Annotated in this window: 17 protein-coding genes; 7 read left to right on the forward strand and 10 right to left on the reverse strand. The window is 74.7% G+C overall.

Translation table 11 applies throughout. The annotated features are described in order from the left end of the window. Positions 1-7: 7 nt before the first annotated feature. Positions 8-715: a hypothetical protein gene (locus E4A51_RS17115; RefSeq protein ID WP_134852471.1), complete on the reverse strand. Its 708-nt coding sequence runs from the start codon at positions 713-715 to the stop codon at positions 8-10. A gap of 104 nt (positions 716-819) precedes the next feature. After that, positions 820-2,958 carry a bifunctional diguanylate cyclase/phosphodiesterase gene (locus E4A51_RS17120; RefSeq protein ID WP_240696535.1) on the reverse strand — a complete coding sequence of 713 codons (2,139 nt, stop codon included), beginning with the start codon at positions 2,956-2,958 and terminating at the stop codon, positions 820-822. Positions 2,959-3,161: 203 nt separating this feature from the next. Here E4A51_RS17120 and msrB point away from each other — a divergent pair, with 203 nt between their 5' ends. The 3 genes from msrB to E4A51_RS17135 all read left to right on the forward strand — a co-directional run bounded on the left by msrB (position 3,162) and on the right by E4A51_RS17135 (position 4,986). Further along, positions 3,162-3,593, forward strand: a complete 432-nt coding sequence (gene msrB / locus E4A51_RS17125) for a peptide-methionine (R)-S-oxide reductase MsrB (RefSeq protein WP_070320429.1) — start codon at positions 3,162-3,164, stop codon at positions 3,591-3,593. A 103-nt stretch (positions 3,594-3,696) separates the two neighbouring features. Then, positions 3,697-4,473: a hypothetical protein gene (locus tag E4A51_RS17130; protein WP_046529099.1), complete on the forward strand. Its 777-nt coding sequence runs from the start codon at positions 3,697-3,699 to the stop codon at positions 4,471-4,473. Between the two features lie 42 nt (positions 4,474-4,515). After that, positions 4,516-4,986, forward strand: coding sequence for a MarR family winged helix-turn-helix transcriptional regulator (locus E4A51_RS17135; protein ID WP_046529098.1), 471 nt, complete (start codon positions 4,516-4,518; stop codon positions 4,984-4,986). A gap of 49 nt (positions 4,987-5,035) precedes the next feature. Here E4A51_RS17135 and E4A51_RS17140 read toward each other — a convergent pair whose 3' ends face one another. Next, complete coding sequence (locus tag E4A51_RS17140) at positions 5,036-6,643, reverse strand: MFS transporter (protein WP_046529097.1); 1,608 nt, start codon at positions 6,641-6,643, stop codon at positions 5,036-5,038. Between the two features lie 221 nt (positions 6,644-6,864). Beyond that, positions 6,865-8,337: a sugar porter family MFS transporter gene (locus E4A51_RS17145; protein WP_046530755.1), complete on the reverse strand. Its 1,473-nt coding sequence runs from the start codon at positions 8,335-8,337 to the stop codon at positions 6,865-6,867. 252 nt (positions 8,338-8,589) lie between these two features. On the opposite strand from E4A51_RS17145, the gene E4A51_RS17150 reads away from it, so the two are divergent. The 3 genes from E4A51_RS17150 to E4A51_RS17160 all read left to right on the forward strand — a co-directional run bounded on the left by E4A51_RS17150 (position 8,590) and on the right by E4A51_RS17160 (position 11,098). Beyond that, a complete protein-coding gene (locus tag E4A51_RS17150) occupies positions 8,590-9,189 on the forward strand; it encodes a hypothetical protein (protein ID WP_046530754.1) in 600 nt (199 codons plus the stop codon). Positions 9,190-9,466: 277 nt separating this feature from the next. Further along, complete coding sequence (locus tag E4A51_RS17155; protein WP_046529096.1) at positions 9,467-10,087, forward strand: DUF47 domain-containing protein; 621 nt, start codon at positions 9,467-9,469, stop codon at positions 10,085-10,087. 6 nt (positions 10,088-10,093) lie between these two features. Then, entirely contained in the window at positions 10,094-11,098 is a 1,005-nt protein-coding gene (locus E4A51_RS17160; RefSeq protein ID WP_134852472.1) for an inorganic phosphate transporter, read from the forward strand. A gap of 95 nt (positions 11,099-11,193) precedes the next feature. Here the strand turns inward: E4A51_RS17160 and E4A51_RS17165 are convergent, their stop codons facing one another. Genes E4A51_RS17165 through mshD form a run of 3 tightly spaced genes read right to left on the reverse strand, consistent with a single transcriptional unit; the run spans position 11,194 to position 15,504 of the window. Further along, entirely contained in the window at positions 11,194-12,174 is a 981-nt protein-coding gene (locus E4A51_RS17165) for an NUDIX hydrolase (protein WP_134852473.1), read from the reverse strand. Then, positions 12,171-14,405: an RNA degradosome polyphosphate kinase gene (locus E4A51_RS17170; RefSeq protein WP_046529093.1), complete on the reverse strand. Its 2,235-nt coding sequence runs from the start codon at positions 14,403-14,405 to the stop codon at positions 12,171-12,173. Before E4A51_RS17170 ends, E4A51_RS17165 begins: the two co-directional genes overlap by 4 nt. Positions 14,406-14,451: 46 nt before the next feature. Next, positions 14,452-15,504, reverse strand: coding sequence for a mycothiol synthase (gene mshD / locus E4A51_RS17175; RefSeq protein WP_134852474.1), 1,053 nt, complete (start codon positions 15,502-15,504; stop codon positions 14,452-14,454). A gap of 126 nt (positions 15,505-15,630) precedes the next feature. On the opposite strand from mshD, the gene E4A51_RS18815 reads away from it, so the two are divergent. After that, positions 15,631-17,193, forward strand: a complete 1,563-nt coding sequence (locus E4A51_RS18815) for an NAD(P)-binding domain-containing protein (RefSeq protein ID WP_240696536.1) — start codon at positions 15,631-15,633, stop codon at positions 17,191-17,193. Between the two features lie 337 nt (positions 17,194-17,530). Here E4A51_RS18815 and E4A51_RS17190 read toward each other — a convergent pair whose 3' ends face one another. The 3 genes from E4A51_RS17190 to E4A51_RS17200 all read right to left on the reverse strand — a co-directional run bounded on the left by E4A51_RS17190 (position 17,531) and on the right by E4A51_RS17200 (position 21,467). Further along, positions 17,531-18,517, reverse strand: a complete 987-nt coding sequence (locus E4A51_RS17190) for a hypothetical protein (protein WP_070320645.1) — start codon at positions 18,515-18,517, stop codon at positions 17,531-17,533. 199 nt (positions 18,518-18,716) lie between these two features. Beyond that, positions 18,717-20,114, reverse strand: coding sequence for a cellulase family glycosylhydrolase (locus E4A51_RS17195; protein ID WP_134852475.1), 1,398 nt, complete (start codon positions 20,112-20,114; stop codon positions 18,717-18,719). Positions 20,115-20,300: 186 nt separating this feature from the next. After that, positions 20,301-21,467 carry an esterase family protein gene (locus E4A51_RS17200; protein ID WP_134852476.1) on the reverse strand — a complete coding sequence of 389 codons (1,167 nt, stop codon included), beginning with the start codon at positions 21,465-21,467 and terminating at the stop codon, positions 20,301-20,303. Positions 21,468-21,475 lie beyond the last annotated feature (8 nt).

Genomic DNA, 21,475 nt, shown 5'->3' on the forward strand with positions numbered 1-21,475 from the left:
GGCGAGGTCAGGAGTTGTTCACCGTCTGCTCGGAGTCGAACTGCAGCGAGATCGCGACGGCCGTCTGCTGGTACCGGTCGTCGGTGCCCGACGGCACGCCGCTCGCGGGGTCGCCGTCGGCCATGTCGAGCCGCACGCACAGCGCGTCGACGCCGGTCGCGCCCGGGCCGACCTGCCGGTCGCCCGGCTGCGCGCCGCGCTCGGGGCTGCCCACGATCGGCGTCGTCGTCGCGGGCAGACCCTGGCCCGTGTCGCCCAGCGCACCCTCGGGCGCGGTCGGCACGCTCAGCGCCGAGCAGCCCGCCGCGGGCGCCTCGTACACGCGCAGCCGCAGCGCCTCGCGCAGGTCGCCGTCGCCCAGCGCGCCGCCGGACGGCGTCGCGACCTCCGCCGCGAGCGAGACCGCGTAGCGCAGGTTGAGGGACCCGTCGTTGCGGACCGTCACGGGCGCCACGGCCCACCCGCCGGGCGCGAGCAGCTCGTCGGGCACCGTGAACTCCACCGGCTCGCCCGGGGCCGTCAGCACGACCGAGCCGGTCGTGATGCCGCTGCTCACGGTGTCCTGGTCGGTGAAGACCGCGGCGGTCGTGAGGGACGTGACGCCGACCCCGGCGAGCACGAGGATCGCGCCCGTCGCCCACAGCCGACGACGCCGCAGGACGTCCTCGCGCGCGGGAGCGGGGTCGATCATCTCCTCGAGGATCTCGTCCATCATGAGCGGGCCTTCCGGTCGAGCGGGGGCGAATCCGGCGTCGGGTGCGTGAGGGAGCACGCGTGCTCCTCGGCAGTCATCGGCAGCGGCGCGGCCGACCTGAGGCATCATGCCGTGAGTTCACCCGGTCGGGTGACTCCGTCCGGGTGCGGGCCGTGCGTGTCGGCCACACCGACCTGCGCGATGGCCTCGGCCGGCGCGGGGCGCGCCCACAGGAACCCCTGCGCCTGGTCCACGCCGAGCCGCGTCAGCACGCGCGCCGTGCCCGCGTCCTCGACGCCCTCGGCCACCACGTCGAGCCCGAAGGAGTGCGCGAGGTCGACCATCGCCTGCACGACCACCTCGGACCCGTCGCGACCCTGCTCTCCGAGGTCGGAGATGAACACGCGGTCGATCTTCAGCGTGTCCACGGGCAGGTCGCGCAGCTGCGAGATCGACGTGGTGCCGGTGCCGAAGTCGTCGATCGCGACCCGCACGCCCAGCGCGTGCAGCCGCTGCAGCACCGGCACGACGCGTGAGGTGTCCGCCACCAGCGCGGTCTCGGTGATCTCGACCTCGAGCAGCCGCGCGGGGACGGCGTGCTCGGCCAGCAGGTGCTCGATGGTGGCGACCACGTCGGGCGTCGTGACGTCGTGCGCCGACAGGTTGACCGCCACCGGCAGGTCACGCCCCTCGGCCTCCCACCGCGCGAGCTGCACGACCGTCGCCTCGAGCGCGAACCGCGTCACGTCGTGGATCAGGCCGGACTGCTCGGCGATCGGCACGAACGCCGACGGCGCGAGCACGCCGCGCGTCGGGTGCGACCAGCGGATCAGCGCCTCGTACCCGACGACGCGGTCGGTGCCGAGGTCGAGCTTCGGCTGGTAGTGCATGACGAGCTGGGCCGCGGCGGGGCGCCCGGCGGGTGCGTCGCCGCGGCCGTCCGGGCCCGAGGCGCGGCCCGCCGCGAGCAGCTGCTGCTCGGTGCGCCGCGCCGCGCGCGACGCCGCGAGGGCCTGGTGCAGCTCGCCCAGCAGCACCAGGCGCGTCGGCGACGAGTCGTCGGTGTCCGGGGAGTACACGGCGACACCCGTGCGGTGGTGCTTCGCGGCGTACATCGCGACGTCGGCCGTCCGCATGAGCGACGACGCGTCGTCGGCGTGGTCCGGCAGGCACGCGACGCCGATCGAGGTGTCGATGTGCAGCGTCATGTCGCCGATCTCGAACGGCCGCGCGAACAGCTGCCGCACGCGGCCCGCGAGGCGCTCGGCGTTCGCCACGGACCGCACGTCCGGCAGCAGGACGGCGAACTCGTCGCCGCCGAGGCGCGCGACCACGTCCTCCTCGCGCAGCGACTCCCGCAGCCGCTGCGCGACCTGCTCGAGCAGCGTGTCGCCGTGGTCGTGGCCCAGCGTGTCGTTGATGTCCTTGAACCGGTCGATGTCGAGCAGGATCAGCCCGACGCGCCCGCCGTCCTCCTCCGCGCGCAGGATCGCGCGGCGCATCTGGTCGCCCAGCAGGCGGCGGTTCGGCAGCCCCGTGAGCGAGTCGAGCATCGCGAGCCGCGCGTTCTCCAGCGCCGTGCTGCGCAGCCGCCGCGACGTGGTCCCCACGATCCGGAACAGCAGGAGCCACAGCACCACGAGACCGCCCGCCACCGCGAGCGTCACGGTGCGCGACGTGCGCGCGAGCGTCGCCTGCGTCTCGGTGTGGTCCAGCACGACCTCGGCGACCCCGACGGGCTGCCCCGCCGAGCCGCCCGTGGGCACCGCGTCGTCCGCGGTGTCGTCGGGCAGCACGGGCACGTACACGTCGAGGACCGTGAGCCGCTGGGGCTCGGTGCCCGTGCCGCGGCGCACGTCCTCCTGGACGACGGGGTCCGGCGCGCCGGTCGACATCGCGGCCGCGAAGCGCTCGGAGTGCGGCAGGCCGCTCGTGGTCCCCGGGTCGGACGAGTACATGAGACGGCCGTCGAGGCCCCACAGCCGCAGCTCGATCAGGCGCTCGTCGAACGCGCTCGTGCGCGCCGCGATGGCCGCGGTCTCGTCGGGCGACGCGACGCCCGTGACGAACGAGCCGGCCGCGACGCCGCCGGCCGCGTAGCGCGCCACCACGGCGGCCATCGAGGTGCCGTCGCCGACGGCCTGCGCGCGCATCTGCTGCGCCGTGAGGGTCACGAGGGCGACGCCGAGCGCGACCATGCCGACGAGGCTGACCAGCGCGAACGAGCGCGTGAGGCTGCCACGGCGCCGTGAGCGTTGCGACACGGCCCCTCCCCGGCGCGTCGGCGCGACGCCCCCGGCCGGGGACGTCCCGGACAGAGTAGGACGTCCGACCTGATTCGGTCCGACCCGCCGCGCGGCGTCCGCGTGTCGTGTCGCGGCGGCCCGGGAACGCGCGGGCGCGCTCGGGTGTTGTGCGTGGTGCGACCGCACCCGCGGGACGCGCCCCACGACCCCAGGGAGCTGTGGTGACCGACCGGTACCCCGTGACCAAGTCCGACGACCAGTGGCGTCTCGAGCTCGAGCCGCAGGAGTTCGCGGTCCTGCGGCGCGCGGGCACCGAGCGCGCGTGGACCGGCGCGCTGCTCGACGAGCACCGCGAGGGCGTCTACCGCTGCCGCGCGTGCGGCAACGAGCTGTTCCGCTCCGACACCAAGTTCGACTCGCACTGCGGCTGGCCGAGCTTCTTCTCGCCGCTCGCGGGCGACCGCGTCGAGCTGCTGACCGACACGTCGCACGGCATGGTCCGCACCGAGGTGCGGTGCGCGCGCTGCGGCTCGCACCTGGGGCACGTCTTCGACGACGCGCCGCAGACGCCCACGGGCGACCGGTTCTGCATGAACTCGGTGAGCCTGACGTTCGAGCCCGCGGCCGAGAGCACGACGGACGCCCGTCCGTGAAGGGACCGGTCGGGTGACGACACACGCCCGACACGCCGGTCCGGGGTGAAGTCCCCCGGAGGCGGGACTGAAGTCCACGAGCCGCAGTGCCGATAATGCGGACGTGGACGAGGTCCTGACCGTTCGACGGTGGCGGAGGTACGGTGCCGACCGTCTCTACGTCACGCACGAGACCGGTGCGCGGGTGGGCTCCGTCGACCTGCAGTCGGGCGAGGTGGTCGCCGACGACCCCGTGCTCGAGGCCCGCGTGCGCCGCGCCGCGCAGGCCTACCTGCGGTCCGACGTCCCCGAGCTCGTGCTGCCGGTGACCTCCGAGCTCGCGTCGCTCGACGCGCTCGAGGGGCTCGGCACGGGCCTCGAGGCGTGGCTGGGCGACGTGCGCGACGGCGCGCGCTCCGACCACGGCCTGCGCGGCAGCCCGCTGGGGGTGCGGCTCGAGCGCCTGGCCGACGACGGCTGGGAGACCGTGCACGACGTGCCGCTGGGCCGGCAGGGCTCGGTGATCGAGCACCTGCTGGTGGGCCCGGGCGGCATCTGGACGGTCTCGGAGCGGCGGCACCCGGGGAGCCGGGTGCGGGTCGCGGCGCGCACGATGCACGTCGACGGGCGGGCGGTGACCTACCTGCGGGACGCACGGCTCGAGGCGGCGCGCGTGCAGGGCCTGCTGCAGTCGGTGGGGTGCGCCGGGGTGCACGTGCGGGCCGCGCTCGTCGTCACGGGTGACCTCGAGCGCGACGCGCACCACCCGCCGCAGGACGCGCTCGTGGTCGCGCGGCACGAGGTGCCGAACGTGTTCCGGCGCATGCACCCGCACGTCGACGCCGCGCGCGTGAAGGCCATCGCCGGGCTCGCGCGGCGGCGCACGACGTGGGCCCGCTGACCGCTGGTCCGTGGGCGTGCCGTGCTGCGCGAGGATGGGGCGATGAGCGACGACCCGGTGCTGCGCGTCGAGCGTGAGCTCGGCCTGTTCATGCGGCGGGCGCGGGCCGCGTCGGCGGGCGTCGCGCGCAGCGTGCACCCCGACCTCGACCCGTCGGCGTACCAGCTGCTCGCGACGGTCGCCCGCACGCCGGGCACGCGCGCGAGCGACCTCGCGGACCTGCTGGGCGTGGGGCGCGGCACCATGTCGCGGCAGGTCGCGCGGCTCGAGCGGCTCGGGCTCGTCACGCGCGCGGCGGACCCGCACGACTCGCGGAGCCACCCGCTCGTGCTGACCGACGAGGGTGAGCGCCGGCTGGAGCACGCGCGCGCGGGACGGCAGGAGTACATGCGTCGCTCGCTCGACGCCTGGCGGGCGGACGAGCTCGCGCAGCTCGCGGACCTCATGGCGCGGCTCAACGACGACCTCGTGCGGCACGGCGAACGGCAGACGCCCGCCCCGGACGGTCCCTGAGGGGTCGTCGGGACGGGCGTCGCGCGCGGTGGTGCCGCGGCCCGTGGGCTCAGGACGCCGCGGCAGGCTCCTGCTGCGCGGCCTGGGCCGCGAGCCGCTGCTCGACGCCCGACGCGTGGCCGAGCGGCACCTCGCGCAGCGCGAGCACGGCGACGAGCGCGAGCAGCGCGATCGGCGCGCCGACGAGGAACAGCTCGGACACGCCGATGCCGAACGCGTGCTCGACGACCTGGCGCACCGGGCCGGGGAGCGTCGCGAGGTCGGGCAGCGTGCTGGTGCCGCTCGACCCCATCGCGGCGGGGTCGATGCCGATGCCCGTGAGGCCGTCGACCATGAGGTGCTGCACGCGGTTGGACAGCAGCGCCCCGAGCGCCGAGACGCCGATCGCGCCGCCGAGCGTCCGGAAGAACGCGACGGTCGCGGTGCCGGCGCCCATCTCGGTGATGGGCAGCGTGTTCTGCGTCGCGAGGACGAGGTTCTGCATGAGCATGCCGACGCCCACGCCGACGACGAGCATGTAGCCGCCGACGAGCACGAAGCTCGTGGTCTCGTCGATGGTGCCCATGAGGCCCAGGCCGCCCGTGAGGAGCACGGCGCCGGCCACCATGATCGCCTTGTAGCGGCCGGTGCGCGTGATGCGGCGGCCGGACAGCGTCGAGGACAGGAACACGCCGAGGACCATGGGGATGGTCAGCAGGCCGGACTGCGTGGGGGTCTTGCCGCGCGCGAGCTGCATGTACTGCGACAGGAAGACCTGCGTGCCGAAGAGCGCGATGCCGACGGCGACGGACGCGAGGACCGTGAGCACGACCGTGCGGTTGCGGAACAGGTGCAGCGGGATGATCGGCTCGGCGGCGCGCTGCTCGACCAGGATCACGCCGACGACGCCCAGCAGGGCCCCGCCGACCATGACGGCCGTCTGCCAGGACAGCCAGTCGAACGACTGCCCGGCGAACGTGACCCACAGCAGGAGCGTCGCGACGGACGCGGACAGCAGGACGGCGCCGGCCCAGTCGATGCGCACGCGGCGCCGGGCGGTGGCGGGCAGGTGCAGCGTGCGCTGCAGCACGACGATCGCGGCGATCGCGAACGGCAGGCCGACGAAGAAGTTCCAGCGCCACCCGGCCGCGTCGGTGATGACGCCGCCGAGCAGCGGGCCGCCGACCATGCCGACGGCCATGACGGCGCCCATGAGGCCCATGTACCGGCCACGCTCGCGCGGGCTGATGATGTCGGCGATGAGGACGGTGCCGAGCGCGGTGAGGCCGCCGGCGCCGATGCCCTGCAGGGCGCGCATGCCGATGAGCATCTCGGTGGTGTGCGAGAACCCGGCGAGCGCCGAGGACACGACGGACACGACGAGCGCGATCTGCACGAGCAGCTTGCGGTCGACGAGGTCGGCGAGCTTGCCCCAGATGGGCGTCGAGACGGTCGTGGTGAGGAGGGTCGCGGTGACGACCCAGGTGAAGGCGGACTGGCTGCCGCCGAGGTCGGTGATGATGCGGGGCAGGGACGTGGACACGACGCTCGTCGCGAGGATCGAGACGAACATGCCCAGGAGGATCCCGGACAGGGCCTCGAGGACCTCGCGGTGCGTCATGGCCCCGCTGGGGGAGTCGGCGGCGGTGCCGTCGACGGTGCTGCTGGTGCTGCTCACGTGGGGGTGCTCGCTTCCGGGCGCGGGGACGGGGGTGACCGGGCGTCGTCGGCGGTCGGGAGCCGTCGCGGGCGGTGCTGGAGCCGGGCGCGACGGTTGCTCGGGGCAACTCTACGACGGGTCGTTACCTCGGGCAACAGTTCAGGGGGGTGACGTGTTCCGCCCCGGGTGCGACATACGTCGCACCCGGGGCGGAGAGAGCGGGGCCGGACGTGCCGTCGTCAGGCCGACGCGCGGCGCGACCGCCGCTCGACCTGCAGGCCCTCCATGTCCTCGAGCTCGACCCCCTTGGTCTCCGGGACCTTGGTGAGCACGAAGACGAACGACAGCAGCGCGAACGCCGCGTACATCGCGTACGGCACCGACGCGCCGAACCGGTCCAGCAGCTCGGGGAACGACAGCGTGATGACGAAGTTCGCGATCCACTGCGCGGACGCCGCGACGCCCAGGGCCGCCGCGCGGATCCGGTTCGGGAACATCTCGCCCAGCAGCACCCACACCAGCGGGCCCCACGTCGCACCGAAGAACACCACGAACGCGTTCGCCGCGACCAGCGCGATCACGCCCCACGAGCCGTCCAGGCTGACGTTCTCGCCCGTGCCCGTCGCCTGCGTGAACGCGACCGCCATGGTGCCGAGCGCGAGCGTCATGCCCGCCGAGCCGATCAGCAGCAGCGGGCGCCGCCCCACCTTGTCGATGAGCGCGATCGCGATGAACGTCACCACGACGTTCGTCACGGCCGTGATCGTCGAGATGAGGAACGACTGGCTCTCGGCGAACCCGACCGCCTGCCACAGCGTCGTCGAGTAGTAGAAGATCACGTTGATCCCGACGAACTGCTGGAACACCGACAGCAGGATGCCGACCCACACGACCGGCAGCAGCCCCAGCGCCGGGCCGCGCAGGCTCGCCTGCTGCGCGAGCGCCTCGTCCTTGCGGATCGTCTGCTCGATCTGCTCGACGCGCTGCTCCGGGTCCTCCTCGGCGCCCAGCACGTCCGCCAGCACCGCGCGCGCCTCGTCGCGGCGGCCCTGCGCCACGAGGTACCGCGGCGACTCGGGGATGCGCAGCGCGAGCACGCCGTAGACCACCGCGGGCACGACGCACACCAGGAACATCCAGCGCCAGGCCTCGAGACCCAGCCACAGCTCGTTCGCCGCGCCGCCCGCCGACGTCGCGAGCAGCTGGTCCGACAGCAGCGCCGCGAAGATGCCGAGCGTGATCGCGAGCTGCTGCAGCGACCCGAGCCGCCCGCGCATCGACGCCGGCGCGATCTCCGCGATGTACGCGGGCGCGATCACCGACGCGATGCCGATGCCGACACCCGCCATGACGCGCCAGATCGCCAGGTCCCACGCCGCGAACGCGAACGCCGAGAGCACCGACGACACGAAGAACAGCACGGCGCCCAGCACCATGACGCGCGTGCGGCCCCACCGGTCCGAGAGCCGCCCGCCCAGCCACGCGCCCGCCGCCGACCCGAGCAGCGCCACCGCGACCACCAGGCCCGTGACGACGCCCGACAGCTCGAACTGCCCCTGCACCGCCTCGACCGCACCGTTGATGACCGAGCTGTCGAAGCCGAACAGGAAGCCGCCCACCGCGGCGGCGACCGCGAGCGCGACCGCCTTGCCCTTGTGCCTCGACGCCCCGGGCGTGCCGCCCGGCCCCTGCGCCGCCGACGAGTCCGTCATGGCCAGCACGCTCCGTTCCGTCCGGGGCCGTCCCGGTCGTTCTCACTGTGAACCCGCCGTGCACGCGTCGCACCCGGAGCGCGGCGGTGCGACGGACGTCACGTGCCCGCCGGGACGGGGCGGCGGGTGGTGGGCGGGCCGCGGGCGGGGGATCATGCCGCGATGAGCACGGACGGCACGGCAGGCACCGGCGGCACGAGCGGCGGCAGCGGCGGCGGCACGGGCGGCGGGCGACGCCACCACCGCCCGATCGTGGTCGACCCCGCGCTCGCGGACGAGCTGCCGGGCCCGCTCGACCCCGCGCTGCGCGACGAGATCGCGCACACCACGGCCGCCGCGCTGGTCCGGCACGGGCGCGCGACGCAGGACCCGCAGGTCGTCGAGCGGCTCGTCGCGCTCGTCGAGACCGAGGGGCTCGACGTCGTCGCGGCGATGTGGTCCGACTGCCCGGCCGACACGCTGCCCGGCGCGCTGTGGCGGCTGTACGTGCTGCGCGAGTGGGTGCGTCGCGACCCGGGCACGGTCGCCGACCGGTACCGCCAGGGCGTCGCGGCCGCACCCGTGCACGACGCCGTCGCGGGCGTCGTCGACCAGCCCGGACCGCAGGACGTCCGCACGGTCGCCGACGCCGTGCTCTCGGGCGTCTACACGGGCGACCTCGCGGTCGCGCTCGAGCGTGCGGCCGCGTTCTGCCAGGTCCTGGCCACGGGCGCGGCGTTCGACGCCGACCACCTCGACGTCGTCGACCCCGCCGCCGCGCACCGCCAGACCCGCGGCGCCGCGTCGCTCGTGCGCACCGCCGAGGAGCTCGCGCACGCCGCGCAGCTGTGGCGGGCCGACCGGCTCGAGTGACGCGCCGCTCGCCGCGGGGCCGCGCCGAGCCCGTGCGTCGTGCGTGACGCCGCGTAGACTGGACGGGCGACGCCGGGTCGCGGTAGCCCCGGGCTCCATCATCAGCCGCTGCGAGCGGCCACGCGCCGAGAGGCGCTCCCGGCCCGGCGTCGTTCACCTCACACCGAGCGCACAGGGGCGTGCGACCTCGGTCCGGCGCACCTGCCGTTCACCGCCCGTTAGGCTGTTGGCGCCCCGGTTCCCGGGGGACACACCGTCGAACGACCCGGAGCCCTCCGTGCGCCTGCGCATCACACCGCGCGACACCCAGTACTTCGACCTCTTCGCCGCTTCCGCGTCCCACCTCGTGACGGGCGCGAACCTGCTGGCCGAGATGCTCGGAGCCGACCGCGCGACCCGCAAAGAGATCAACAAGCGGATGGCGGAGGCCGAGCACGCCGCCGACGACGCGACCCACACGATCATGCGTCGCCTCAACCAGACGTTCGTGACGCCGTTCGACCGCGACGACATCTACGACCTCGCGTCGAGCCTCGACGACTGCATGGACTACATGGACGAGGCGTCCGACCTCATCGTCCTGTACAAGGTCGAGGAGCTGCCCGCGCGCGTCTCCGACCAGGTCCAGGTGCTCCAGCGCGCCGCCGAGCTCACGGCCGAGGCCATGCCCCGCCTGCGCTCGATGGACTCGCTGCAGGAGTACTGGGTCGAGGTGAACCGCCTCGAGAACCAGGCCGACAAGTCGCACCGCAAGCTGCTCGCGCAGATGTTCGACGAGATCTCCGACCCGATCCTGCTGATGAAGCTCAAGGAGATCGTGGAGAAGCTCGAGGACGCCGCCGACGCGTTCGAGAAGGTCGCGAACACGGTCGAGACGATCGCGCTCAAGGAGTCCTGAGCCCCCGTGGAACCTGTGCTCGTCGTCTTCGTCGTCGCGCTCGCCCTCGGGTTCGACTACACGAACGGCTTCCACGACGCCGCCAACGCCATCGCCACGTCGGTCTCGACGCGGGCGCTGACGCCGCGCGCGGCGCTCCTCATGGCCGCGGTCATGAACTTCACCGGCGCGCTGCTGGGCACCGAGGTCGCCGAGACCATCGCGACCTCCATCGTCGACCTGCAGGACGCACCGTCGCACTCGGCGCTCGTCGTCATCGTGTGCGCGCTGGTCGGCGCGATCGCGTGGAACCTCGTGACCTGGTGGTTCGGCCTGCCCTCGTCGTCGACGCACGCCCTCATCGGCGGTCTCGTCGGCGCGGGCCTCGCCGCCGGGTTCGGGATCTACGGCTCGGCGATCATCGACAAGGTCGTCCTGCCGATGGTCTTCTCGCCGATCATCGGGTTCGGTCTCGCGTTCCTCGCGATGGCCGGCCTGCTGTGGCTGATCCGCAACCGCCCGCCGACCCGCGTCAACCGGCGCTTCCGGTTCGCGCAGACCGTCTCGGCCGCCGCCATGGCGCTCGGGCACGGCCTGCAGGACGCGCAGAAGACCATGGGCGTCATCTACCTCGCGCTCCTCACCGCCAACTGGGCGGACCCGGAGGCAGGCATCCCGCTGTGGGTCAAGCTCGCCGCGGCCGCCGCGATCTCGCTCGGCACCTACGCGGGCGGGTGGCGCATCATGCGCACGCTCGGCCGCAAGATCATCGAGCTCGACCCCGCGCGCGGGTTCGTCGCCGAGTCGGTCTCCGCGGTGGTCCTCTACGTCAACGCGTTCGCGCTGCACGCGCCCGTGTCGACCACCCACACGATCACGTCCGCGATCATGGGCGTCGGCGCCACCAAGCGGCTCTCGGCCGTGCGGTGGGGCGTCGCCAAGAACATCGCCGGCGCGTGGATCCTCACGATCCCGGCCGCCGCGCTCGTCGCGGCCGTCGTGTTCTGGATCATCCACCCGATCCTGGGCTGAGCCCGCACGCCCGACGCCCCGGTGCCGCACGGCACCGGGGCGTCGTCGTGCTCGCGGTCGGCCCGGCCCGGCGGTGCCGGCTCGCCCCGGCTGGGTCAGTCCGCGCCGGCGGGGGACCGGTGCCGCTCGACCCCCACCACGCGCGTGCCCCGGCGGGTCCGTGCGGCGTGCGCGACGAGCACCTCGCCGGGGGCGAGGAACGGGTTCTCGCGCGGCAGCGCGTCGGCCACCGCCCGGCGGCTCTGCACCTCCAGCACGTCGAGCACGGTCGGCAGCACCGGCCGGTGCGTGCACAGCACGGTGTCGCGCCGCGCCTCGAGCGCGTCCGCCACGATCGCCGCGACCCGCGCGGGGGACTCGTCGTGACGGGCCTCCGTCAGGCCGTCGGCCACCTCGGGGGTCACGCCCGCGGCCTGGGCGTAGGGCGCGACCGTCGTCGCGCACCGCTCCCAGCGGCTCGTCACGACCCGCTCGACGCCGAACGCCGCGAGCAGGGGCGTCAGCGTCGCGGCCTGCCGCAGGCCCAGCCCCGTGAGCGGGCGGTCGTCCTCCGTCCCGCCCCACAGCGCCCGCTTGCGGGCCTGCCCGTGCCGCGCCACCACCAGCGCGCGCGTGTCCAGCCGGTCCTTGGCGTACGCCTCGACGAGCGCGTCGAGCGGCCGACCGTCGTCGCGGCGCGTGAGCTTGCGGGCGGCCTGCGCGGTGTCGAACCACTCCCAGTGGTCGATCTCGGTGCGGTCGGCGTGCGGCACGGGCGGGCGCGCACGCAGCGGCACGTCGTCGCCTCGGCCCGCGACGCGCGCGGCCCAGTAGTGCACGACCTTGCGGCGTCCGTCCGACAGCGCGTACCGCAGGCCCGGCAGGGGAAGGCCGAGCACCACGGCCATGCCCGTCTCCTCCTCGACCTCGCGCACGGCCGCGACGGGCGGGATCTCGCCCGGGTCGAGCTTGCCCTTGGGCCACGACCAGTCGCGGTACCGCGGGCGGTGCACGAGCGCGACCTGCAGCCGCCCGGCGCGCACGCGCCACACGAGCGCGCCCGCCGCCTCGACGGGGTCCGGTGCCCCGGCCCTCACCGGGGGGCGCCCGGCCGGCGCTTCTGGCGCTGGACGAGCACCTCCTGCAGGTCGACCAGCGGGCCGTCGGGCCCGCGGTGGTGCCGCACCCAGACGCCGTCCGGGCCCAGGTGCCACGACGACGTGCCGTCGTCCATCGTCTCGTCGAGGTACTCCACGAGCTCGGTCACCTGCGCTGGCTCGGCGACCCGCACGAGCGCCTCGACGCGGCGGTCCAGGTTGCGGTGCATGAGGTCGGCCGAGCCGATGAACACCTCGGGGCCCTCGAACCCGTCACCGTCGGCGGGCGTCGCGTGCGCGAACGCGAACACCCGCGAGTGCTCGAGGAACCGGCCGAGGATCGACCGCACCCGGATCGTCTCCGACAGGCCCGGCACGCCCGGGCGCAGCGCGCAGATGCCTCGCACGTTGATGTCGACCGGCACGCCCGCCTGCGACGCGCGGTACAGCGCGTCGATCGTCGCCTCGTCGACCATCGAGTTGACCTTGATCTTGATCCACGCGGGCTCGCCGCGGCGCGCCGCCTCGGCCTCGCGCTCGATGCGCTCCAGCAGCCCCGTGCGCACCGAGCGCGGCGCGACGAGCAGCCGGTGGAACCGCGACTTCGGCGCGTAGCCCGACAGCTGGTTGAACAGCCGCGTGAGGTCCTGGCCCACGTCCGGGTCGGCCGTCAGCAGCCCCAGGTCGGTGTACAGCCGCGCGGTCTTCGGGTGGTAGTTGCCCGTGCCGACGTGGCTGTAGCGGCGCAGCCCGTCGGACTCCTGCCGCACCACGAGCGACAGCTTGCAGTGCGTCTTCAGCCCGACGATCCCGTACACGACGTGCACGCCCGCCTGCTCGAGCTTGCGGGCCCACGAGATGTTGTTCTGCTCGTCGAACCGCGCCTTGATCTCGACGAGCGCGAGCACCTGCTTGCCGGCCTGCGCCGCGTCGATGAGCGCGTCGACGATCGGCGAGTCGCCCGACGTCCGGTACAGCGTCTGCTTGATCGCGAGCACGTGCGGGTCCGCCGCCGCCTGCTCGAGGAACGTCTGCACCGACGTCGAGAACGAGTCGTACGGGTGGTGCAGCAGGATGTCGCGCGCCCGGATCGCCGCGAACACGTCGGTCGGCGTGGCCGACTCCACCTCGGCGAGGTGGCGGTGCGTCGCCGGGACGAACTTCGGGAACTGCAGCTCGGGCCGGTCGAGGTCGGCCACGAGGTTGAGGCCCGTGTGGTCCAGCGGTGCGGGCAGCTCGTACACGTCGTCCTCGGACATGCCGAGCTCGCGGACCAGGAGCTTGCGCACGCGCGGGCTGATGCCCTCGGCGAGCTCGAGCCGCACGGGAGGCCCGAACCGGCGCCGCAGCAGCTCCTTCTCCATGGCCTTGAGCAGGTTCTCGGCGTCGTCCTCCTCGACCTCCACGTCCTCGTTGCGCGTGACGCGGAACGTGTGGAACTCGCGGACCTCCATGCCGGGGAACAGCGCGTCGAGGTGCTGGGCGATGACGTCCTCGACCGGCACGAACGACATGGGCCCGCGCTCGGGCGCCGCCGTCGCGTGGTCCGGGGCCGAGGGGCGGCCCGCCGCGTCGACCGCGATGTACCGCGGCAGCAGCGGCGGCACCTTGACGCGCGCGAAGTGCTCCTTGCCGCTCGCGGGGTTGACGACGCTCACCGCGAGGTTGAGCGACAGCCCCGAGATGTACGGGAACGGGTGCGCGGGGTCCACCGCGAGCGGCGTCAGGACCGGGAAGATCTGCCGGCGGAAGAACTTGTGCAGACGGTCCTGCTCGCCGTCGCCCAGGTCGTCCCAGCGCACGATCGTGATGCCCTCGGCCGCGAGCGCCGGCTGCACGTCCTGCGCGAAGACCCGCGCGTGCCGCTCCATGAGCTCGTGCGCGCGCTCGCTGATCGCCTCGAGCACCTGCCGCGGCGACAGCCCCGACGCCGCCGTGACCGCGATGCCCGTCGCGATGCGCCGCTTGAGGCCCGCGACGCGCACCATGAAGAACTCGTCGAGGTTCGACGCGAAGATCGCCAGGAACCGCACGCGCTCCAGCAGCGGCAGGTCCGCGTCCTCCGCGAGCTCGAGCACGCGCTGGTTGAACGCGAGCCACGACAGCTCGCGGTCGAGGAACCGGTCGTCCGGCAGGGCCTCGTCGACGGGCTGCGGCGCCTCGTCGGGGGTCTCCACGTGCTCGGCGATGCGCTCTGCCAGCGCGGGGTCCATCGCGGGGGCGTCGGTCATGTGCTCATCGTGGCACCGTCCGGTGAACTCGGCGTCTGCTCGCCGTTCACCTCGTCGTCGCCCGCCCGTCGCGCTGCGCGGCGGCCTCCTCGGCGACCGCGGGGACGCCGCGCGGCGGGCTGCCGGGGTCGGGTCCGAACATCACGTCGACGGCGGTGCGCTCGAAGCCCGCACGCCGGTAGGTGTGGATCGCGACGGTGTTCTCCGCACCCGTGTAGAGGATCACCGTCCGCAGCCCGCGGTCCGCGAGGTGCGCGAGCCCGAGCGCCGTCAGCGCGCGCCCCATGCCCAGGCCCTGCGCGTCGGGGTCGACGCCGACGACGTAGATCTCGCCGACCTCCTCGTCGGGCGCACCGTCCGGCGCCTCGCCCGCGGGGTGCACCTTGGTCCACACCGAGCCCAGCAGCTGACCGTCGCGCTCGGCGAGCAGGAACCCCGCGGGGTCGAACCACGGCTCCGCCTCGCGCGCCCGCAGGTCCGCCGACGTCATGCGGCCCTGCTCGGGGTGGTGCGCGAACGCGCGCGCGTTCACCCGCCGCCACGCCTCCTCGTCCTGCCCCGGCACGAACGTCCGCACGTCGACGCCCGCGGGCAGCGTCGGCGTCGTCGGCGGGTGCGCGCGCAGGTCCGTCGCCATGCGCCACAGCTCGCGCACCACCACGAGGCCCGCGCGCGCGGCGGTCGCACGCGCGGCCGGCAGGTCGCCGTGCGCCCACACGTGCAGCCGCCGGTCCGGCACGGCGGCGGCCTCGGCGGTCGCGCGGGCCAGCAGCGCGCGTGCGACGCCGCGACGGCGGTGCGCCGGGTGCACCACGAGCTCGGCGCGCACCGTCGTCGAGCTGCCCACGTCGAGCTGCGCGTAGCCCAGCAGCGGCCCCGGCGCGTCGTCGCCCGTGCCCGGCGCCCGCCGGGCCAGCAGGTGCACGACGCGCGCCTCGTCCTCGGTGAGCCACAGCAGCGGCTGCTCGGACAGCGGGGGCACGCCGTCGTGCTGGGCCGCCGCCTGCGCGAGCGCGCGCACCTCGTCGGCCTGCGCCGGCGTGAGCGGGCCGGAGACGGCCGTGACCAACGTCGGGACCTCGGTGCCGTCGGACGCCATGCGCCCATCCCATCACGGACGGGTGCGCGCGCGGTGGCCCGTCGGGGTGACAGGTGCGGGCCGCGCGGTCCCGCGGGCCGTGCACCCGAGCGGGCGTCCAGGTGCACCGGGTAGCGTGGACGCGCCATGAGCAGCCCCGCCGTCGCCACCGCAGCCCCGGGGGGCCGCCGTGCACGGCGGCGGGCCGACGGGCCCCGCACGGTCGACGTCGACGTGGTCGTCGTCGGCGCCGGGCAGGCCGGGCTGTCGGCCGCGTACCACCTGCACCGCACGGGGCTCGTGCCGGTCGGCACGCGCGGCTGGGAGCGGGCGCGCGGCACGTTCGTCGTGCTCGACGAGAACCCGCGCGCCGGTGGTGCGTGGCAGCACCGGTGGCGCTCGCTGACCATGGCCGACGCGCACCACGTGCACGACCTGCCGGGCATGCCGCTCGCGGTCGTCGACGCCGCCGAGCCCGCCGCCGACGCCGTGCCGTACTACTTCGCGCAGTACGAGGAGGCGTTCGGCCTCAACGTGCAGCGCCCCGTGCGCGTGACGCGCGTGACCCGCGGCGACGACGTGGACGGCGAGCCGCGCTACGCGGTCGAGACGCAGCACGTCGACCACCCCGACGCGCGGGTCGTCTGGTCCGCGCGCGGCGTCGTCAACGCGTCGGGCACGTGGAACCGCCCGTTCTGGCCGAGCTACCCCGGCCGATCGGACTTCCGCGGGCGGCAGCTGCACGCGCGCGACTTCCGCACCGCGGAGGAGCTCGCCGACGGGCACGTCGTCGTCGTGGGCGGCGGGACGTCGGCCGTGCAGCTGCTGCTGCAGGTCGTCGAGGTCACCACGACGACGTGGGTCACGCGCCGCCCGCCGCGGTGGGTGGACGCCGAGTTCACGCCCGAGCTGGGGCGCGAGGCCGTGGCGCGCGTCGAGGAGCGCGTGCGGGCCGGGCTGCCCCCCGAGTCGGTCGTGTCCGTGACGGACCTGCCGCTGACCCCCGCCTACCGCGCGGGCATCGCGTCCGGGGTGCTGCGCGCGCGCCCGGCGTTCTCGCGGATGGTCGCCGACGGCGTCGTGTGGGACGAGGGTGCCGCGACCGGTGCGTGGCGTGCGGCGGCCACGCCCGACGGTGACGAGGGTCCCGACGGTCGGGTCGACGGCGACCGGGGGGTGCGTGGCGACGGTGACCCGGGGGCGCGTGGTGACGGTGACCGGGGCGCGCGTGGCGACCTCTACCGGGGCGCGCGTGGCGACGGTGACCCGGGGACGCGTGGAGACGGCGACCCAGGGGCGCGTGGTGACGGTGACCGGGGAGCGCGTGGCGACGGCGACCCGGGGTCGCGTCGTGGCGACAGCGACGGCGACGGCGGGTCGCGTCGCGACGGCGAGCCCGGCCGCGAGCGTCGTCGTGCGCTTGTGGTGCCCCACCCCGCCGTGGACCCCGATCTCGAGGCCTGGGTGGACGGCCCGTCGTTCGTCCCCGCCCGCACGGTGCTCTGGGCCACCGGCTTCCGTGCCTCGCTCGACCACCTCGCACCGCTCGGGCTGCGCGGCCCGGGCGGGGGCATCGCGATGGACGGCACCGAGGTCGTCGCGGAGCCGCGCGTGCAGCTCGTCGGCTACGGGCCGAGCGCGTCGACGGTGGGAGCGAACCGCGCGGGCCGCGAGGCGGCCCGCCGCCTGCGCCGTCACCTGCGCTGGTGAGCACGCACTCCACCCCCTGACCACTGGTCACCTTGTCGTCGGCCCGGTCGACCACTGGTCACCTCGGAGGAAGTTCCGATGCTGCGGTGCCCTCGAAGTGACCAGTGGTCACCGGAGGCGGTCGATCGTCGACCACTGGTCAGATCGGTGATGGGAGAGACGTGACCGTGTCCCCGAAGTGACCAGTGGGCGTCTGTGCGGGGGTGATCTGTGCGCCAGCGAGCGTTGCGTGGGTGGGTGCTCGTCCGTGGGTGGGTGCTCGTCCGTGGGTGGGTGGGTGCCCGGAGGGGGTGCACGCCCGTCGGGCGACGTGCGTCTGTCGGTGGGTGCGCGTCCGTCAGACGGCGTCGTCGGGGGTCGGGCGGGCCGCGAGGGACCTGACCCGCGCCGGCTGGGGCGGGGCCAGGCGGCGTAGGAGCCGAGCGCGCCCGCGTGCGGTGAAGGTCGACTGGTCCAGCAGGGCCGCCCACCGCCGGAGCCGTTCGGGGACGTGAGGTCGTCCGAGTGCCCGGTCGAGGTCGTGCAGCACCTCGGCGGGTCGGTCGCACAGGTCGGACGCCGTGAACCCCCGACGGGTCCAGCCGGCGCCGACGAGGGCGCGGTCGCGGCGCAGGTCTGCGCGGTGCTGGTCAGCCGTGCGGTGCACCGCGCCGTCGTACTCGTGGATCGTCGTCGTGCCCTCGAGCCACAGGTCTGCACGCGCGACGAACCGACCGGCGTCGTCGTGGACCGTGTGCTGGGGCACGACCTGGACGTCGAACGCCACGTGCATGAGGCGAAGCACGCTCTCCCAGGGTGACTCGGCGCGTGGATCGGCCAACATGAGGGCCTCGCGGAGCGCGACGACGCCGCGCCGTCGCGGTGTGCAGACGGCGCGGACGTCCTCGACCGTGCAGCTCGAGCGCAGCGCCGAGTCGACCAGGACGACGAGGTCGAGCAGGGCCAGGTCGCGCGCGCACGCCAGCAGGGTGTGGGCAGGGTCGGCGACCCGCACGCCCCGGACGTCCGTCGCAGGCACCGGACCATGGGTGCGGGTGACCCGGACGCCGGGCCGACGCGTGCGGTGGGTGGTGGCCGGTTGGTCCACGAGGAGCGGCAGCTGCGGCGCCATCGTCGGCGTCCACCAGCCGTGGAGGGCGGCGGCCGTCAGGTGAGAGACGACCGCCGTCGACGGCAGCACGACCTTCCACGCCAGCAGCGGGTCGAGACCCGAAGGGCGGTGCAGGCCCCACGTCACGCGTTGCCAGCCGCGACCCGGGCGGCGCCCTCGTCGTGCGCCGTCGGCCGGAGCCGCGGCGCCGTCGTGCGCGCTGACGTCGGTCATGACGTCAGGCTGCCCGCCGACCTGCCGCGGTGACCGGCACCGTCGTCGCCCGTGGACCGAGCGAGCTCGACGACCGGTCCTGTGGTCGGCTCGGCTCACTCCGGCACTCCGGACCCCGGCACTAGGCGCACGCCGGCCGGGGGTGGTCACGCCCCGCCGGCCCCGCCCGGGCGTCGGGCGGGGCCGGCGGGAGCAGGGGTCAGCGGCAGGTGACCGGGATCGTGCCGGTGGGGGCGGTGCCCGAGCCGATGAACCCGTAGGTCGTCGACTGGCCGGCGCCGAGCGCGCCGTTCCACGCGGCGTTCGCGACGGTCTGCAGGCCGCCCGTGCTGCTGAACGTGCCGCTCCAGCCCTGCGCGACGGCCGCGCCGCCCGGCAGCGTGAACGACGTGGTCCAGCCGGTCAGCGCACGCGTGCCGGCCGTGACCGTCACCGAGCCCTGGAAGCCGCCGGGCCACGCGCTGCCGACCGTGAGCACCGCGCTGCACGCACCGCCCGGCGTGGCGGTCGGCGTCGGCGTCGGGGTGGGTGTCGCGGTGGGGGTGGGCGTCGGAGTCGGCGTGGGTGTCGGGGTCGGCGTGGGCGTCGCTCCCGAGAAGAACGTCGCGGTGCGGGCGGTCGAGCGGATGCCGTTCGGCCCGTCGAAGATCAGCCGGCCCCAGTCGGTCTTCTGCGCGGGGTCGAAGTTCCGCACCATGTCGAGGTACTCGACGCCGCCGCTGTTGCCGGACCACGACCAGCCGTAGTAGCCGATGCCGCGCTCGACGGCCTCGCGCATGATCGTCGCCTCGTCGGGGTCGCCGTCCGAGTGGTCGTGGCCGAACTCGCCGATCACCAGGGGCAGCCCGGCGTCCTCGAACGCGTCGAGGTAGGCGGTGATGGTCGACGCCTGCGCGTAGACGCCGTACATGTGCACGGAGAACAGCGTGTTGCCCTCGGGGTCGGCCGCGGCGACGGTCGCGGCCGTGTCCCGCATGACGCCCTTCCAGTCCTGCCCCCAGTTGGGTGCGTCGACCACGATGTTGTGCCGCAGGCCAGCGGCGCGGACCTTCGCGATCGCGGCCGACGTGGCGGTGGTCCAGCCCGTGACCTGGGGCTCGTTGTTGCCCGTCGGCTCGTTGCCGATGTTGATCTGGACGAAGTCCTCGGTGCCCTCGAGCACGGGCTTGAGGGACACGAAGTAGTCGGCGGCGGCGTCGAGGCTCACGGCGCCGGCCTGCTCGCCGTACCCGGTGGTGTCGTGGTTCTCGAGCATGCACACGAGCTGGTTGTCGCGGCACAGCTCGATGACGTCCGCGACGTCGGCGGCGCTGTTCGCCGTCCAGCGTCCGCCGGACAGCACGACGCGCAGCGCGTTCGCGCCGGCGGCGCGGATCGCGGGGATCGCGGTGGGTGTCTGCGACGTGTACCAGGTGTGGGCGTGGCTGACGCCGCGCGCGACGAACGGCGTGCCGTCGCGCTCGACGAGCTGCGTGCCGGAGACGTGCAGGCCGACGGGGTCGGCGGCGGAGGCGGTCGTGGCGGCGGCCGTGAGCCCGCCGACGGCCAGCAGCGCGGCGCCGCACGCGGCGGCCGCACGCAGGGAGGTGCTCTTCATGGACGTCCTCGTTCCGCGAAGGGTGTCAGGGAGCACCCGGCCGCGGGCCCGGGGGCCGCACGGTGCGGGGTGCGCCGTCAGACAACCAGCGCGCTCGGGAGCCCTCCATCGGTGAAGCGTTTCGTCGACCCCGCGGAAGCAAGCGCTTCGACCGGCCGGTCCGAGCGCAGCGGCGAGGCTGCCCCGTCAGGACGCCGCGAGGTGCTCCGACGCCGTCACGAGCGCGTACGGCAGGGTCGCGCGCGCCATCGTCCAGGTGTGCGTCTGGCCGGGCTCCTCGCGCCACACGACGTCCACGCCGCGGCCCGCGAGCGTCGTCGCGACCTGGGCCGCGTGCCGCACGCTCATGCTGTTCTCGTCCGCGGGCACCGAGAGGAACAGCGTCAGCGGCGACGGCAGCGCGATCGTCGGGGCGTACTTCATGACGTCGTGCGCGTCCCACTCGGCCTGCGTCGCGAGCATGGCGTGCCCGCCCTCGCCCGGGTCGGCGTAGGGGCCCATCGCGAGGATCGCGGCGAACTGGTCGGCGTGCCGCAGGCCGTGGTCGAGCGCGCAGTACCCGCCGGACGAGAACCCGCCGAACGCGCGCCCCGACCGGTCGGCGACCGTCCGGTAGTGCGCGTCGACCCACGGGACGAGCACGTCCGTGAGGTAGGTGTCGACCTGCGAGCCGCCCGTCGTGGAGTCGAGGCACTCGGTGTCGCGGGGCGACGGGCCCGTGCCGTTGACGTCCGGCGCGACGACGATCATGGGCTGCACCCGGCCGGCGCGGATGAGCACGTCCATCGCCTGCGCGACGTTGCCCGCCGCGAACCAGTCGCCCGACGCGCCCGGGCTGCCGTGCACGAGGTAGACCACCGGGTAGCGCCTGGTGCCGGCGGGGTCGTAGCCCGGCGGGGTGTAGACCCAGGTGAGCGAGTCGGTCGGCATGCGCAGGTCGGCCGGCGCGGGCACGTGCGTCGCCGTCGACGCGCCCTGCCCGGAGCCGCCGCCGCGTTCCTGCGCGGTGCCGTGCTTGAGCCCGGGCGCCTCGCCGAAGCCCCACGACGCGAGCGAGACGCGCAGCGCGAGCACGTTGGGCACGTACCCCGCGATGACGTTGGCGGTGAGGCCCAGCCCCAGCACGGTGACGAACGCGGAGACCGCGACCCACGGCCACCCGCGGCGACGGCGGCGGCGTCGCACCACCGCGAGCACCACGAGCGCGACGACCAGCACGCCCGCGCCCACGACGCTCCACCACGACGACAGCCAGTCGCCGCCGCCCAGGAGCTGCCGCATGACCGCGCGGGGGATGACGTCGGGGCGGGGCAACGACGAGACGTCGATCGGGGTCGTGGGGAGAGTGCTCACCCCACCAG

The sequence above is a fragment of the Cellulomonas sp. HD19AZ1 genome, assembly GCF_004535805.1.
Lineage (GTDB): Bacteria > Actinomycetota > Actinomycetes > Actinomycetales > Cellulomonadaceae > Cellulomonas > Cellulomonas iranensis.

Excerpts from the sequence above, each read along its gene's own strand:
- E4A51_RS17115 (WP_134852471.1), bottom strand. The coding sequence starts at position 715 with ATGATGGACGAGATCCTCGAGGAGATGATCGACCCCGCTCCCGCGCGC.
- E4A51_RS17135 (WP_046529098.1), top strand. The coding sequence starts at position 4,516 with ATGAGCGACGACCCGGTGCTGCGCGTCGAGCGTGAGCTCGGCCTGTTC.
- E4A51_RS17145 (WP_046530755.1), bottom strand. The coding sequence starts at position 8,337 with ATGACGGACTCGTCGGCGGCGCAGGGGCCGGGCGGCACGCCCGGGGCG.
- E4A51_RS17170 (WP_046529093.1), bottom strand. The coding sequence starts at position 14,405 with ATGACCGACGCCCCCGCGATGGACCCCGCGCTGGCAGAGCGCATCGCC.
- mshD (WP_134852474.1), bottom strand. The coding sequence starts at position 15,504 with ATGGCGTCCGACGGCACCGAGGTCCCGACGTTGGTCACGGCCGTCTCC.
- E4A51_RS18815 (WP_240696536.1), top strand. The coding sequence starts at position 15,631 with ATGAGCAGCCCCGCCGTCGCCACCGCAGCCCCGGGGGGCCGCCGTGCA.
- E4A51_RS17190 (WP_070320645.1), bottom strand. The coding sequence starts at position 18,517 with ATGACCGACGTCAGCGCGCACGACGGCGCCGCGGCTCCGGCCGACGGC.
- E4A51_RS17195 (WP_134852475.1), bottom strand. The coding sequence starts at position 20,114 with ATGAAGAGCACCTCCCTGCGTGCGGCCGCCGCGTGCGGCGCCGCGCTG.